Source organism: Streptomyces sp. NPDC059247, from assembly GCF_042754005.1.
Taxonomy (GTDB): domain Bacteria; phylum Actinomycetota; class Actinomycetes; order Streptomycetales; family Streptomycetaceae; genus Streptomyces.
In genome coordinates this window covers 616678-629941 of the sequence record NZ_JBHYZW010000002.1, presented here as the reverse complement: position 1 = coordinate 629941, position 13264 = coordinate 616678, and the positions used below count along the sequence as shown (strand labels likewise).

Sequence of the window (13264 nt, the reverse complement as noted above, 5' to 3'; positions counted from 1 at the left end):
ATCCCAGGGAAGCCGCCGTCGAAGCGGTCAACACCGCCTTCTACGAGGCGATGGAGACCGGCGACTTCGACACCGTCTCCGCCCTCTGGCTCGACGACGGCGCCACCCCCATCACCTGCGTCCACCCCGGCTGGCCCGTCCTCACCGGCCGTGGCGAGGTCCTCCGCTCGTACGCCCTGATCATGGCGAACACCGACTACATCCAGTTCTTCCTCACCGACCTCGCGGTCTCCCTCGCCGACGACACCGCCGTCGTCACCTGCACCGAGAACATCCTCAGCGGCGGCCCCGCCGAGGACGGCGCCGAGCTCGGACCCCTCGTCGGCCAGCTCGTCGTCGCCACCAATGTGTTCCGCCACACACCCGAGGGCTGGCGGATCTGGTCCCACCACGCCTCCCCCGTCCTCTCCGAAACCGAGGATTCCAAGGCCGGAGAGCCCGGCGCGGACGACAACTGAACTCCCCGACCTGACCCGCCCACGCCCCCCAAGGCGAAGCCCTGTCGGTGCCCGCAGGTAGATTCGATGACGGACACCCGGCCGTCCGCACCCGGCTGCGTGACCACCCGAACTACGACAGCAGGAGTGATTCGCGTGGATCGTGTCGCGCTGCGCGGCCTCAAGGCCCGGGGCCACCACGGCGTCTTCCCCAAGGAGCGCGAGGAGGGCCAGACCTTCATCGTGGACCTGGTTCTCGGCCTGGACACCCGTCCGGCGGCCGCCGACGACGACCTGACGAAGACCGTGCACTACGGGATCGTCGCCGAGGAAGTCGTCGACGTCGTCCAGGGTGAACCCGTCGACCTCATCGAAACCCTCGCCGAACGCATCGCCCAGCGGTGCCTCGGCCACGCCGGGGTACAGGAGGTGGAAGTCGTCGTGCACAAGCCCGACGCGCCCATCACCGTGCCCTTCGACGACGTGACCGTCACGATCACCCGGAGCCGACGATGAAACCGACACAGAGCGACCCCACCGTCCAGCCCGTACCCGCCTCCGTCGTCGAAGCCGTCGACGCCGCCGACGTGACCCTCTCCAACCCGCACTGGGCCGTCGTCGCCCTCGGCGCCAACCTCGGCAACCGCCTGGAGACCCTCCAGGGGGCCGTGGACGCCCTCGCGGACACCCCCGGCCTCCGGGTCAAGGCCGTCTCCCCCGTCTACGAGACGGAGCCCTGGGGCGTCGACCCCGGCAGCCAGCCCTCGTACTTCAACGCGGTCGCCCTGGTGAAGACGACGCTCCCGCCCGCCTCCCTCCTGGAGCGGGCCCACGCCGTCGAAGAGGCCTTCCACCGCGTCCGCGAGGAGCGCTGGGGCGCCCGCACCATCGACGTCGACATCATCGCGTACGCCGACGTCGTCTCCGACGACCCCGTCCTCACCCTCCCGCACCCCCGTGCCCACCAGCGGGCCTTCGTCCTCGCCCCCTGGCACGACGTCGACCCGGAAGCCCAGCTGCCCGGCCACGGACCCGTCACCGGACTCCTCGCCACCGTCGGCGACGAAGGCGTCACCGTCCGCGCCGACCTGGAACTCCGTCTGCCCGAGTAGTCGTTACGCTCGTGGCAGACCGCCCGCGACCACACGAAGGACACCCGGTGAAACAACTGCGGCTGAAGGTGCTCGCCGGACTCTTCGTCGTGGCCGGGGTGCTCTCCTGGGGCGCCGCCCGGCTCTGGGACTCGCTCGGCACCCTCCCCAGCGTGCCGCTCGCCGCGCCGGTCGTCCTCGCCGTGATCGCGGTCGTCCTCACCGCGACCGCCCTCTCCCTCCGCGCGCGGCTCAGGGCCCAGCGCGACCGGCGGCCCGGTGCCAAGGGCGTCGAGCCGCTGATGGCGGCCCGCGCGGTGGTCTTCGGCCAGGCGAGCGCCCTGGTGGCCGCCCTCGTCGCCGGAATGTACGGCGGCGTGGGCGTCCTCCTCCTCGCCCACCTCGACGTCCCGGCCCGCCGCGACCAGGCCCTCTACGCGGCCTTCGCGGTCCTGGCGGGCCTCGGCGTCATCGCGGCCGCCCTCTTCCTGGAGCGGGTCTGCAAGCTCCCGGAGGACGACGACAAGAACCCCTCAGCCGCCTGACCCCTCCGGCCGGGCGGCCCGCCGCTAACGGGCCGATATCAGGGACATGGCCTCGGCGCGTGTAGTAGCGTCACGAAGTTGGCCGCGTACCGCCGAGGTGGTCGTCTTGGCGCCCGGCTTGCGGACACCGCGCAGCGTCATGCACATGTGCTCGGCCTCGATGACGACGATCGCTCCGCGCGCTTCGAGGATCCGCATCAGCGAATCGGCGATCTGCGTCGTCAGACGCTCCTGGACCTGCGGACGGCGGGCGAAGACGTCGACCAGGCGGGCCAGCTTGGACAGTCCGGTGATCTTGCCCGATTCAGCCGGAATGTAACCGATGTGCGCTACGCCATGGAACGGCAGCAAATGATGTTCACAGGTCGCAGTCAGCTCGATGTCCTTCACCAGGACCATCTCGTCGTGACCGAGATCGAAGGTCGTCGTCAGGACGTCCTCCGGCTTCTGCCACAGCCCCGCGAATATCTCCTTGTACGCCCGCGCCACCCTCGCCGGTGTCTCCCGCAGGCCCTCGCGGTCCGGGTCCTCGCCGACCGCGATGAGCAGCTCCCGCACGGCGGCTTCGGCGCGCTTCTCGTCGAACTCGCCGATCGTGCCGTCGCCGTCCAGCGTCACCGGGTCGGTCATCTCTGTGCCTCGTTCCGTCCGAACTGAAGTGCGCGAAAAGCCACGCCCCCACAGGCTAAAACCTGTGGGGGCGTGGCGGCCATTCCGGGGTGGGAAGGGTCAGTCCTCCGGGGTGTCCACCGGGGCGATGTCGATGCCCTTCGTGGTGTCGACCGTCGGAGCCGCGGAGCCGTTCGCCGTGTTCGTCAGGGCCAGCTCCTTGGGGGAGAGGACCGGCGGACGCGTGGACGGGGTGCGGTGCGAGGAGCCGGTCCAGGCCGGGCGGGCCGGGCGCTTGACGATGGAGGCGAAGATCTCGGCGATCTCCTCCTTGCCCAGCGTCTCCTTCTCCAGCAGCGCGAGGACCAGGTTGTCGAGGAGGTCGCGGTTCTCGACGAGGATCTCCCACGCTTCGTTGTGGGCGGTCTCGATGAGCTTCTTGACCTCTTCGTCGACCAGCGCGGCGACCTCTTCCGAGTAGTCGCGCTGGTGCGACATGTCCCGGCCGAGGAACGGCTCGGTGTTGTCGCCGCCGAACTTGATGGCGCCGAGACGCTCGGTCATGCCGTACTGCGTGACCATCGCGCGGGCCGTGGCGGTGGCCTTCTCGATGTCGTTCGCCGCGCCCGTGGTCGGGTCGTGGAAGACGAGCTCCTCGGCCGCGCGCCCGCCCAGCATGTACGCGAGCTGGTCGAGCATCTCGTTGCGGGTGGTGGAGTACTTGTCCTCTTCCGGCAGCACCATCGTGTAGCCGAGGGCGCGGCCCCGGGACAGGATGGTGATCTTGTGCACCGGGTCGGAGTTCGGCGAGGCCGCCGCGACCAGGGCGTGGCCGCCCTCGTGGTACGCGGTGATCTTCTTCTCCTTGTCCGACATGATGCGGGTCCGCTTCTGCGGGCCCGCGACCACACGGTCGATCGCCTCGTCCAGTGCCGCGTTGTCGATCAGCTTCTGGTCGCCGCGGGCGGTGAGGAGCGCCGCCTCGTTGAGGACGTTGGAGAGGTCCGCGCCGGTGAAGCCGGGGGTGCGTCGGGCGACCGCGCCGAGGTCGACGTCCGGGGCGACCGGCTTGCCCTTCTGGTGGACCTTGAGGATCTCCAGACGGCCCAGCATGTCCGGGCGGTCGACGGCGATCTGCCGGTCGAAGCGGCCGGGGCGCAGGAGCGCGGGGTCGAGGATGTCGGGCCGGTTCGTGGCGGCGATCAGGATGACGCCGCCCTTCACGTCGAAGCCGTCCATCTCGACGAGGAGCTGGTTGAGCGTCTGCTCGCGCTCGTCGTGGCCGCCGCCGAGCCCGGCGCCGCGGTGGCGTCCGACGGCGTCGATCTCGTCGACGAAGACGATGGCGGGAGCGTTGGCCTTGGCCTGCTCGAAGAGGTCGCGGACCCGGGAGGCGCCGACGCCGACGAACATCTCGACGAAGTCGGATCCGGAGATCGAGTAGAACGGCACGCCCGCTTCGCCGGCCACGGCGCGCGCGAGGAGCGTCTTTCCGGTTCCGGGGGGGCCGTAGAGCAGGACGCCCTTGGGGATCTTGGCGCCGACGGCCTGGAACTTGGCGGGTTCCTGGAGGAATTCCTTGATCTCGTGGAGTTCCTCGACGGCCTCGTCGGAACCGGCGACATCGGCGAAGGTGGTCTTCGGGGTGTCCTTGGTGATGAGCTTGGCCTTGGACTTCCCGAACTGCATGACGCGGGAGCCGCCGCCCTGCATCTGGTTCATCAGGAAGAGGAAGACGACCACGATGAGGACGAAGGGGAGGAGCGAGAGGAGGATCGAGACGAAGGCGGACTGCTTCGTCGGTGTGACGGTGTAGCCCTTCTCGATCTGCCCGGCCTCGAACTTCTCCTGGAGCTTGTCGGCAAGGTCGGCGCCCTGGGTGCCGATGTAGCTGGCCTGGACCTTGCTGCTGTTGTCGATCTTCTGGCCGTCGACGAGTTCGATCTTGACGATCTGTTCGTCACCGGTGGTGATCTTTGCCTGCTTGACCTGGTTCTTGTCGATCGCCTGGACGACCTTGCCGGTGTCCACCGTCTTGTAGCCCTCGGACGAGCCGACGACCTGCATCAGCACGACCACGGCGAGGACGGCCAGCACGATCCACATGACCGGCCCACGGAAGTATCGCTTCACGTCCATCCATACGGAGCGCTGGGCGCTCCGTCCCTCCTGCCCGTAGGAAAATGCTGCTGTGAGAGCTGCTGTGTGAAAAAGCTGTTCTTCGGACGGTACCTCAGCATCGTCGCCCGCGACCGCCTTCCCGTGGTTCAACGGGGGGAAGGCGGTACGGGTTCCCCGTACTGCGGGAGGCTTCAGCCGCCGTAGACGTGGGGTGCGAGGGTGCCGACGAACGGAAGGTTCCGGTACTTCTCGGCGTAGTCGAGGCCGTAGCCGACGACGAACTCGTTGGGGATGTCGAAGCCGATCCACCTGACGTCGATGGCGACCTTCGCGGCCTCGGGCTTGCGCAGCAGGGTGCAGACCTCCAGGGAGGCGGGCTCGCGCGAGCCGAGGTTGGAGAGCAGCCAGGACAGGGTCAGGCCGGAGTCGATGATGTCCTCGACGATCAGGACGTGCTTGCCCTTGATGTCGGTGTCGAGGTCCTTGAGGATGCGGACGACGCCCGAGGACTGGGTTCCGGCGCCGTAGGAGGAGACGGCCATCCAGTCCATGGTGACGGGGGTGGAAAGGGCGCGCGCCAGATCCGCCATCACCATCACGGCGCCCTTGAGGACGCCGACGATGAGGAGGTCCCTGCCCGCGTATTCCGCGTCGATCTTCGCGGCCAGCTCAGCCAGCTTGGCGTCGATCTCTTCCTTGGTGATGAGCACCGACTGGAGGTCGGTGCCCATGTCCTTCTCGTTCACCCGGGTCACTTTCGTTGCGCGTGCGTCAGCCTTGCCGGATGACCAGTCTGCCACCCTGGCGGCGCGCTTCGACGCGTCCGGGCAGGTTGATGGCCCCTTGGCCGCGCCAGCCGGTGATGAGCCGGTCGACTTCCTCGATGTGCCGGGCGAAGAGGGAACCGGCGGGGGCGCCCTCGGCGATGACGGCGCGGCGCAGGACGCGGCGGCGCACCGCGGTGGGCAGGCCGAAGAGTTTGGCGCATTCGAGGGCGCCCGCCTCGTCGCGCACGGAGGTCTCGGCGTCGGCGGCCCAGGTGTCGAGGGCGTCGGCGTCGTCGCGGGAGAGCTGGGCCGTTCGGGCGAGGGCTTCGACGACTCCCTTGCCGAGGGCTTTCTCCAGGGCGGGGAGTCCTTCGTGGCGGAGCCGGGAGCGGGTGTAGGCGGGGTCGCTGTTGTGGGGGTCGTCCCAGACGGCGAGTTCCTGCGCGACGCAGGCCTTGCGGACGGTCTGGCGGTCGAGCTGGAGGAAGGGGCGCCGGTAGCGGCGGGAGGTGCCGGAGACGGCGGCCATGCCGGAGAGGGAGCGGATGCCGGAGCCCCGGGCGAGGCCGAGGAGGACGGTTTCGGCCTGGTCGTCACGGGTGTGGCCGAGGAGGACGGCGGTGGCCCCGTGGCGTTCGGCGGCGGCGTCCAGGGCCGCGTACCGGGCGTCGCGGGCGGCGGCTTCGGGGCCTCCTTCGCGGCCGACGGTGACGGCGACGGCCTCGACGGGGGTGAGTCCGAGGGCGGTCATGCGTCCGGCGACCTCGTGGGCGCGGGTGTCGGAGCCGGGCTGGAGTCCGTGGTCGACGGTGATGCCGCCGGCGCGGACGGGGAGTTTGCGGGCCTCGAAGGCGAGGGCGGAGGCGAGCGCCATGGAGTCGGCGCCGCCGGAGCAGGCGACGAGGACGAGGGGGGTTCCGTCGTCGGCGGTGGGGTCGGTCTGGTGCTCGGTGATGATGTCGTGGAGTACGCGGCGGACCGCCAGGCGTATCGCCGCGACCGCAGGATGGGGACCCATGTCCGGTTCCCTTCGTGATGGGGTGGGTGCCTCGGTCGGAGTCATAACGGCCGGAGGGGGGTTCGGTCACTCAGAGTGCGTCGATGGTGACAGAAACCCGGCCGTTACCCGAGCATTGCACGCCCCACCCCTTGCCCAGGGTCCCTCGGATGGGTGATTGGTGGGCTGTTCCGAGGTGTTCTCGTGTCGTGCGCCGCACCTGCCTCAGGAGTCTGCCTTACGGTGCACCCTCGCGATCCAGTCGGCGGGTGCGGCGATCTCGGACTTGGTGGGGAGCGTGTTGGGGGAGGTCCAGACGCGGTTGAAGCCGTCCATGCCGACCTGGTCGACGACGGCGCGGACGAAGCGTTCGCCGTCGCGGTACTGGCGGAGCTTGGCGTCGAGGCCGAGGAGTTTGCGCAGGGCGAGGTCGAGGCGGGAGGCGCCTCGGGCGCGGCGCTGCTGGAACTTCTCGCGGATCTCGGCGACGGAGGGCACGACCTGGGGGCCGACGCCGTCCATGACGTAGTCGGCGTGGCCTTCGAGGAGGGACATGACGGCGGTGAGGCGGCCGAGGATCTCGCGCTGCTCGGGGGTCTGGACGAGTTCGACGAGGGAGGGGGCGGGTTCGCCCTCCTCGGCCTCGGGGCGGCCTCCGGCGAGGGTCTGGGCGGCTTCGCGGAGGCGTTCGACGACGGTGCCGGGGTCGACGTCGGTGGCGGCGAGGAACGACTGGATCTCGCCCTGGAGGTGGTCGCGGAGCCAGGGGACGCCGGTGAACTGGGTGCGGTGGGTCTCTTCGTGGAGGCAGACCCAGAGCCGGAAGTCGTGGGGGTCGACTTCGAGTTCGCGCTCGACGTGGACGATGTTCGGGGCGACGAGGAGGAGGCGTCCGCCGCCGCCGGTTCCGGTGGGGAGGTCCCGGGTCGCGGGGGCGAAGGTCTCGTACTGGCCGAGGATGCGGGAGGCGAGGAACGACAGGAGCATCCCGAGTTCGACGCCGGTGACCTTGCCGCCGACGGCGCCGAGGACGGCGCTGCCGGGGGTGTCCTGCCTGCGGTCCCGCATCTTGCCGAGGAGCGGGGTGAGGAGTTCGCGGAAGCCCGCCACGTTGGCCTTGATCCAGCCGGCCCGGTCGACGACGAGGACGGGGGTGTCGTGGGGTTCGGCGCCCTCGGGGATCATCCGCGTGTAGGCGCGGACGTGTTCCTCGGCGGCTTTGGCGTGCCTGCGGAGTTCGGCGACGATCTCGCGGGCCTCGTCCCGGCCGACCTCGGGTCCGGGCCGTACGAGGCGGGTCGCGGTCGCGACCGCGAGGTTCCAGTCGACCATCCCGGGCGTGCGCGCGCCACCGAAGCTCGTCATGCGTCAACCGTACGGTCTCGGGGCCCGTTCGGTGGGTGTTCGGTGCGGGTCGGGCGGGGGTGGGCCGGGGTCAGCGGGGCGCGGTGAGGGCGGCGGAGAGCCGGTCGAGGGCGGGCTGCGCCTCGTACGGGGAAGGGGTGCGGCCGGCGAGGAACGCGAAGGCGAGGAGGCGTCCGTCGGGGGTGACCGCGGTGCCCGCGAGGGTGTTGACGCCGGTGAGGGTGCCGGTCTTGGCGCGGACGAGTCCGGCGCCCGCGGGGGCGGTGCCGAAGCGGTCGGCGAGGGTGCCGGTGAAGCCGCCGACGGGGAGGCCGGTGAGCAGGGGGCGCAGGGCGGGGTGGGCGGGGTCGGCCGCGCGGGTGAGGAGGGCGGTGAGGAGGGCGGCGGTGAGGCGGTCGCGGCGGTCGAGTCCGCTGCCGTCGGCGAACCGGGTGCCGGTGACGGGGAGGCCGAGGCGGGCGAGTTCGCCGTGGACGGCTCGGGCGGCGCCGTCGAAGCTCGCGGGTTCCTTGCGGGCGAGGGCGGTGTGGCGGGCGAGGGCTTCGGCGAGGTCGTTGTCGCTGTGGGTGAGGGTGCGTTCGGCGAGGTCGGCGAGGGGGGCGGAGGAGGTGCGGGCGAGGGGGGCGGCCTTCGGGGTGCGGCCGGGGGCCGGGGCGCCGGTGACCGTGATCCCGGCGTCGGCGAGGAGGGCGGCGAAGGCGGTGGCGGTGTCGCCCGCGGGGTCGTCGGTGCGGGGGGCGGGGCCTTCGCGGCTGTCGTCGAGGCGGCCTTCGCGGGTCATGAGGGCGACGACGGGGGCGAGGTTCTCGTTGGGGCCGATGGGGTGGACGGCGGGCCCGGTGTAGAGGCTCGTGTCGTGGGCGAGGCGTACGGAGGTGTGGCCCCGGGCGGTGAGGGCGCGGGCGGTGTCGGCGGCGAGGGCCTTGAGGCGGCCGGGGTCGAGGGTGGGGTCGCCGCCGCCGGTGAGGGTGACGGTGCGGCCGTCGGGGGTGGCGGTGACGGTGGTGGTGAGGCGGTGGTCGGGGCCGAGGGCGGAGAGGGCGGCGGCGACCGTGGCGATCTTGATGGTGGAGGCGGGGGTCATGGGGGTGGTGTCGCCCGCGCCGTAGAGCCGGTGTCCGGTGGCGGTGTCGACGACGGAGGCGGCCCGGAGGGGGCCGAGGCCGGGGTCGGCGAGGAGGGGGCCGAGGACGGCGGCGAGGTCGGCGGGGCGGGGGGCGGCGGCCGGGGCGTGCAGGGCGGGGAGGACGCCGGGGGCGCTGGGCGCGGGCGCGGGGCGGTGGGGCGGGGCGGGGGCGGGGGCGTGACGTGTGCCACCCGGTGACGGGGCGGCGGCGGCGCGTGCCCGTTCGGCCGTACGCTGGCCGGAGTCCCACGGGCCTGCCAGGGTCACCGCCGCGGCGGCCAGGGCCAGACCGAGGGCGGCGGAGCCCGCCGTGAGCTGCCACGTTCTCGGCTCGGGCATTGCTGACCAGCCCCTTTCGCGATCACGGTCGTGCGTGAGGGACACTTAATCACCGCGCGTCGTCGCGAGCAGTCACTTGTGTGTTGATTCAGGAGGAGCCACCCGTGGAGTTCGACGTTCTCATCGAGATCCCGAAGGGGTCGCGTAACAAGTACGAGGTCGACCACGAGACGGGTCGCATCCGCCTGGACCGTCGTCTGTTCACGTCGACGGCCTACCCGACCGACTACGGCTATGTCGAGAACACCCTGGGCGAGGACGGCGACCCGCTGGACGCCCTCGTCATCCTGGACGAGCCGACGTTCCCGGGCTGTCTGATCAAGTGCCGTGTCATCGGCATGTTCCGCATGACCGACGAGGCCGGCGGCGACGACAAGCTGCTGTGCGTCCCGGCGACGGACCCGCGCATGGAGCACCTGCGGGACATCCACCACGTGTCGGAGTTCGACCGTCTGGAGATCCAGCACTTCTTCGAGGTCTACAAGGACCTGGAGCCGGGCAAGTCGGTCGAGGGCGCGGACTGGGTCGGCCGCGCCGAGGCCGAGGCCGAGATCGAGAAGTCGTACGCGCGGGCCAAGGAGCAGGGCGGCCACTGAGCCGTTCCCGTTCCCCGCGTGTGAAGGCGGTGCACCTCTTGGGTGCACCGCCTTTCGCACATCCGTCTCATGCTCATACTGGAAGCCACGGTTCCCTGGGGAGTGAGGCGGTCGGTGTGGTGGCGGAGCCGGACGGTTCTGAGGTCGGTGCGGACGGGGCTCCGGAGGACCGCAAGCCGCAGTCGGACGAGGCGCGGAGCGCGTTCGTGGCGCCCGCCGGGGTGGAGCGTCCGCCGCCTCCGGAGGAGGAGCATCCGACGTCCGAGTTCGCCCTGCCGCCGGGGCTGACGCCGGAGCCGCCGCCGGAGCAGGAGGGGTCGGCGTTCGCGACGCCCGCCACGTATTCGGCGCGGAACTCGCCGCCGGTGTTCACGCCCGCGTACGGGGTGCCGCTGGTGCGGATGTCGCAGGACGCGCCGTGGCAGGACCGGATGCGGACGATGCTGCGGCTGCCGGTGGGTGAGCGGCCGGTGCCGGAGGCGGTGCGCAAGGAGGACGAGTCGGGTCCTTCGGTGCCCCGGGTGCTCGACCTGACGCTGCGCATCGGGGAGCTGCTGCTCGCGGGCGGCGAGGGCGCGGAGGACGTCGAGACGGCGATGTTCGTGATCTGCCGTTCGTACGGGCTCGACCGGGTCGAGCCGACGGTGACGTTCACGTTGTTGTCGGTGACGTACCAGCCGTCGCTGGTGGACGATCCGATCACGGCGAACCGGACGGTGCGGCGGCGGGGGACGGACTACACGCGGCTCGCCGCGGTGTACACGCTGCTGGCGGACATCCACGCGCGGGCGCACGAGGTGACGCCCGAGGAGGCGTACCGGCGGCTGGCGGAGATCCGGCGGAACCGGCATCCGTATCCGGGGTGGGTGCTGACGGCGGCGGCGGGGGTGCTCGCGGGTGCGGCGTCGGTGCTGCTGGGCGGCGGGCCGACGGTGTTCTTCGTGGCGGCGCTGGGCGCAGTGCTGGGTGACCGGCTGGCGTGGCTGTGCGCGGGGCGGGGACTGCCGGAGTTCTACCAGTTCCTGGTGGCGGCGATGCCCCCGGCGGCGATGGGGGTGCTGCTGACGCTGCTGCACGCGGATCTGCGGCCCTCGGCGGTGATCACCGGTGGTCTGTTCGCCCTGATCCCGGGGCGGGCGCTGGTGGCGGCGGTGCACGACGGTCTGACCGGTTTCTACATCACGGCTTCGGCGCGGCTCCTGGAGGTCGCGTACTTCTTCGTGGCGATCGTGGTGGGCGTGCTCTCCGTGCTGTACGTGGCGGTGCAGTTCGACGCGCAGCTGAATCCGGAGGGGGCGCTGCGGGCGGTGGAGCGTCCGGTGACGCAGACCCTGGCGTCGATGGTGCTGTGCGCGACGTTCGCGATCCTGTTGCAGCAGTCGCGGGCGACGGTGCTGTTCGCGACGTTGAACGGCGGGGTGGCGTGGGTGGTGTACGCGTCGATCGCGGTGACGGCGCAGGGCTCGGCGGTGATGGCGACGTCGGTGGCGGCGGGCCTCGTGGGGCTCTTCGGGCAGTTGATCGCCCGGTACAAGCACACCTCGTCGCTGCCCTACGTGACGGCGGCGATCGGGCCGCTGCTGCCGGGTTCGGCGACGTACTTCGGGGTGCTCGCCATCGCGCAGAACAATCTGGACCAGGGGTTCACGTCGCTGGCGAAGGCGGCGGCGCTGGCCCTCGCGATCGCGATCGGGGTGAACCTGGGGGGCGAGCTGGCGCGGCTGTTCATGCAGGCGCCCGGCGCGGCGGCGGCGCGCCGGGCGGCGAAGCGGACCAGGGGCTTCTGAGGCCCTGGTCCGGGCCCTCCGCTCGGGAGGGGCGGGGTTCAGCGCTTGGCGTGGCGGCCCCGGGAGGGTCCCGGGGGCGACTGGTCGGGGGCGCCGGGAGCACCGGGGGCGTCGTGGTCGCCCGCCGCGCGGGCCTTCTTCGACTGGGAGCGGGCCCGGAGGACCTCGATCACGATCGGGACCACGGAGATCAGGACGATCCCGATGAGGATCATCTCGATGTGCTTGTGGACGAAGTCGATCTTGCCGAGGGCGGCGCCGAGGACGGTGACGCCCGCGCCCCAGAGGACACCGCCGATGATGTTGAACGTGATGAACGAGCGGTAGTTCATCCGGCTGACGCCCGCGATGATCGGCGTGAACGTCCGCACGATGGGCACGAAGCGGGCCAGGACCAGCGACTTCGGGCCGTGCTTCTCGAAGAACAGGTGCGCCTTCTCGACGTTCTCCTGCTTGAACAGCTTGGAGTCGGGGCGCTTGAAGAGGGCGGGGCCGACCTTGCGGCCGAAGAGGTAGCCGACCTGGTCTCCTATGATCGCGGCGGCCACGATCATGGTGCAGACCAGCCATAGCGGTGTGTCGATCTTCCCGGTGGTGACGAGGAGACCGGTGGTGAAGAGCAGGGAGTCGCCGGGCAGGAAGAACCCGATGAGGAGTCCGGACTCGGCGAAGACGATGGCGAGGACTCCGTACAGACCGAAGGTCCCGATCAGATAGTCGGGGTCCAGCCAGCTCGGTCCGAGGGCAAGCGTGTTCACGGGCTTCCGGGCTCCTGCGGTCGGTGGGGGCGAGTACGACTGGCTCCAAGTTACCAACGCGGGCCGGGCGCACCCGGTTCCACCCGGACACCACGGGATGCGGACGGGCCCCGGGACCGCGAGTCTTGGGGGTCAGGAGGTGTATGCCGATGGGCATCGAGGAGTACGGAGGCGGCCAGGGGCCGCAGCCCGACGTGCTGGTCGTGACGACGAACGACGTGCCGGGGTACGAGGTGCGGCAGGTGATCGGTGAGGTCTTCGGGCTCACCGTCCGCTCCCGCCATCTGGGCAGTCAGATCGGTGCGGGGCTGAAGTCGATGATCGGCGGGGAGCTGAAGGGTCTGACCAAGACCCTGGTGCAGACCCGCAACCAGGCGATGGAACGCCTGGTGGAGCAGGCGCGGGCACGGGGTGCGAACGCCGTGCTGATGTTCCGCTTCGACGTCACCGAGGCGGCCGACGTGGGCACCGAAGTGTGTGCGTACGGCACAGCGGTGGTGATCGCGCCCCGCGCCTGAGGGCTCCCGCGCGGGGCCCTGGCGGGGCCCTGGCGAGGCCTCTCATGGCTCTGACCTGGGGTTTTCGTGCCTGTGTGCCAGGTCTCGGCCCCGTCCGGCCGGTCCGGGACCACGGGCCGGTCGGCGGTCCGGGCCCGGGCTCCCCTCCGGCCGAGCCCCGCTCCCGGGGCATGGTCGGTGCCGGTCGGGGGCGGTGGGGTCGGGTTCC

The 13264-nt window shown here is 71.2% G+C and carries 14 protein-coding genes; 7 read left to right on the top strand and 7 right to left on the bottom strand.

The features are described from left to right. Positions 1-50: 50 nt before the first annotated feature. The 4 genes from ACFXGN_RS06765 to ACFXGN_RS06750 all read left to right on the top strand — a co-directional run bounded on the left by ACFXGN_RS06765 (position 51) and on the right by ACFXGN_RS06750 (position 2073). A complete protein-coding gene (locus tag ACFXGN_RS06765) occupies positions 51-458 on the top strand; it encodes a nuclear transport factor 2 family protein (protein WP_384854554.1) in 408 nt (135 codons plus the stop codon). Positions 459-593: 135 nt separating this feature from the next. Next, entirely contained in the window at positions 594-953 is a 360-nt protein-coding gene (folB, locus tag ACFXGN_RS06760; RefSeq protein WP_351785809.1) for a dihydroneopterin aldolase, read from the top strand. Further along, entirely contained in the window at positions 950-1549 is a 600-nt protein-coding gene (gene folK, locus ACFXGN_RS06755) for a 2-amino-4-hydroxy-6-hydroxymethyldihydropteridine diphosphokinase (protein WP_384854334.1), read from the top strand. Before folB ends, folK begins: the two co-directional genes overlap by 4 nt. A 47-nt stretch (positions 1550-1596) precedes the next feature. Continuing rightward, complete coding sequence (locus ACFXGN_RS06750; RefSeq protein WP_384854331.1) at positions 1597-2073, top strand: DUF3180 domain-containing protein; 477 nt, start codon at positions 1597-1599, stop codon at positions 2071-2073. 24 nt (positions 2074-2097) lie between these two features. Here ACFXGN_RS06750 and folE read toward each other — a convergent pair whose 3' ends face one another. From folE to dacB, 6 genes are all read right to left on the bottom strand, one after another. Next, the gene (gene folE / locus ACFXGN_RS06745) at positions 2098-2703 is read right to left on the bottom strand and encodes a GTP cyclohydrolase I FolE (RefSeq protein ID WP_384854329.1); all 606 of its coding nucleotides are present in this window, start codon (positions 2701-2703) and stop codon (positions 2098-2100) included. A 99-nt stretch (positions 2704-2802) separates the two neighbouring features. Continuing rightward, complete coding sequence (ftsH, locus tag ACFXGN_RS06740; protein WP_384854327.1) at positions 2803-4821, bottom strand: ATP-dependent zinc metalloprotease FtsH; 2019 nt, start codon at positions 4819-4821, stop codon at positions 2803-2805. A gap of 173 nt (positions 4822-4994) precedes the next feature. Beyond that, positions 4995-5534, bottom strand: a complete 540-nt coding sequence (gene hpt, locus ACFXGN_RS06735) for a hypoxanthine phosphoribosyltransferase (RefSeq protein WP_384854551.1) — start codon at positions 5532-5534, stop codon at positions 4995-4997. 40 nt (positions 5535-5574) lie between these two features. Further along, positions 5575-6588 (bottom strand): tRNA lysidine(34) synthetase TilS, encoded by a 1014-nt coding sequence (tilS, locus tag ACFXGN_RS06730; RefSeq protein WP_384854326.1) that lies wholly within the window; start codon positions 6586-6588, stop codon positions 5575-5577. A gap of 204 nt (positions 6589-6792) precedes the next feature. Further along, positions 6793-7932, bottom strand: a complete 1140-nt coding sequence (locus ACFXGN_RS06725; protein ID WP_384854323.1) for a zinc-dependent metalloprotease — start codon at positions 7930-7932, stop codon at positions 6793-6795. A gap of 70 nt (positions 7933-8002) precedes the next feature. After that, on the bottom strand, positions 8003-9397 hold the full coding sequence (gene dacB, locus ACFXGN_RS06720) for a D-alanyl-D-alanine carboxypeptidase/D-alanyl-D-alanine-endopeptidase (protein ID WP_384854320.1): 1395 nt from the start codon (positions 9395-9397) through the stop codon (positions 8003-8005). Between the two features lie 104 nt (positions 9398-9501). On the opposite strand from dacB, the gene ACFXGN_RS06715 reads away from it, so the two are divergent. Continuing rightward, positions 9502-9993, top strand: coding sequence for an inorganic diphosphatase (locus ACFXGN_RS06715; RefSeq protein ID WP_351785830.1), 492 nt, complete (start codon positions 9502-9504; stop codon positions 9991-9993). 116 nt (positions 9994-10109) lie between these two features. Next, positions 10110-11780, top strand: coding sequence for a threonine/serine exporter ThrE family protein (locus ACFXGN_RS06710; RefSeq protein ID WP_384854318.1), 1671 nt, complete (start codon positions 10110-10112; stop codon positions 11778-11780). Positions 11781-11818: 38 nt separating this feature from the next. Here ACFXGN_RS06710 and ACFXGN_RS06705 read toward each other — a convergent pair whose 3' ends face one another. Continuing rightward, positions 11819-12538 carry a DedA family protein gene (locus ACFXGN_RS06705; protein WP_384854316.1) on the bottom strand — a complete coding sequence of 240 codons (720 nt, stop codon included), beginning with the start codon at positions 12536-12538 and terminating at the stop codon, positions 11819-11821. A gap of 149 nt (positions 12539-12687) precedes the next feature. On the opposite strand from ACFXGN_RS06705, the gene ACFXGN_RS06700 reads away from it, so the two are divergent. Further along, positions 12688-13056 (top strand): YbjQ family protein, encoded by a 369-nt coding sequence (locus tag ACFXGN_RS06700; RefSeq protein WP_351786055.1) that lies wholly within the window; start codon positions 12688-12690, stop codon positions 13054-13056. The last annotated feature ends 208 nt before the right edge of the window (positions 13057-13264 follow it).

What these genes read in the sequence shown, in the direction of transcription:
- ACFXGN_RS06725 (WP_384854323.1), bottom strand. Translation starts at nt 7,932, where the DNA reads ATGACGAGCTTCGGTGGCGCGCGCACGCCCGGGATGGTCGACTGGAAC.
- ACFXGN_RS06765 (WP_384854554.1), top strand. Translation starts at nt 51, where the DNA reads ATGGAGACCGGCGACTTCGACACCGTCTCCGCCCTCTGGCTCGACGAC.
- ftsH (WP_384854327.1), bottom strand. Translation starts at nt 4,821, where the DNA reads ATGGACGTGAAGCGATACTTCCGTGGGCCGGTCATGTGGATCGTGCTG.
- ACFXGN_RS06700 (WP_351786055.1), top strand. Translation starts at nt 12,688, where the DNA reads ATGGGCATCGAGGAGTACGGAGGCGGCCAGGGGCCGCAGCCCGACGTG.
- folK (WP_384854334.1), top strand. Translation starts at nt 950, where the DNA reads ATGAAACCGACACAGAGCGACCCCACCGTCCAGCCCGTACCCGCCTCC.
- dacB (WP_384854320.1), bottom strand. Translation starts at nt 9,397, where the DNA reads ATGCCCGAGCCGAGAACGTGGCAGCTCACGGCGGGCTCCGCCGCCCTC.
- hpt (WP_384854551.1), bottom strand. Translation starts at nt 5,534, where the DNA reads ATGGGCACCGACCTCCAGTCGGTGCTCATCACCAAGGAAGAGATCGAC.
- tilS (WP_384854326.1), bottom strand. Translation starts at nt 6,588, where the DNA reads ATGGGTCCCCATCCTGCGGTCGCGGCGATACGCCTGGCGGTCCGCCGC.
- folE (WP_384854329.1), bottom strand. Translation starts at nt 2,703, where the DNA reads ATGACCGACCCGGTGACGCTGGACGGCGACGGCACGATCGGCGAGTTC.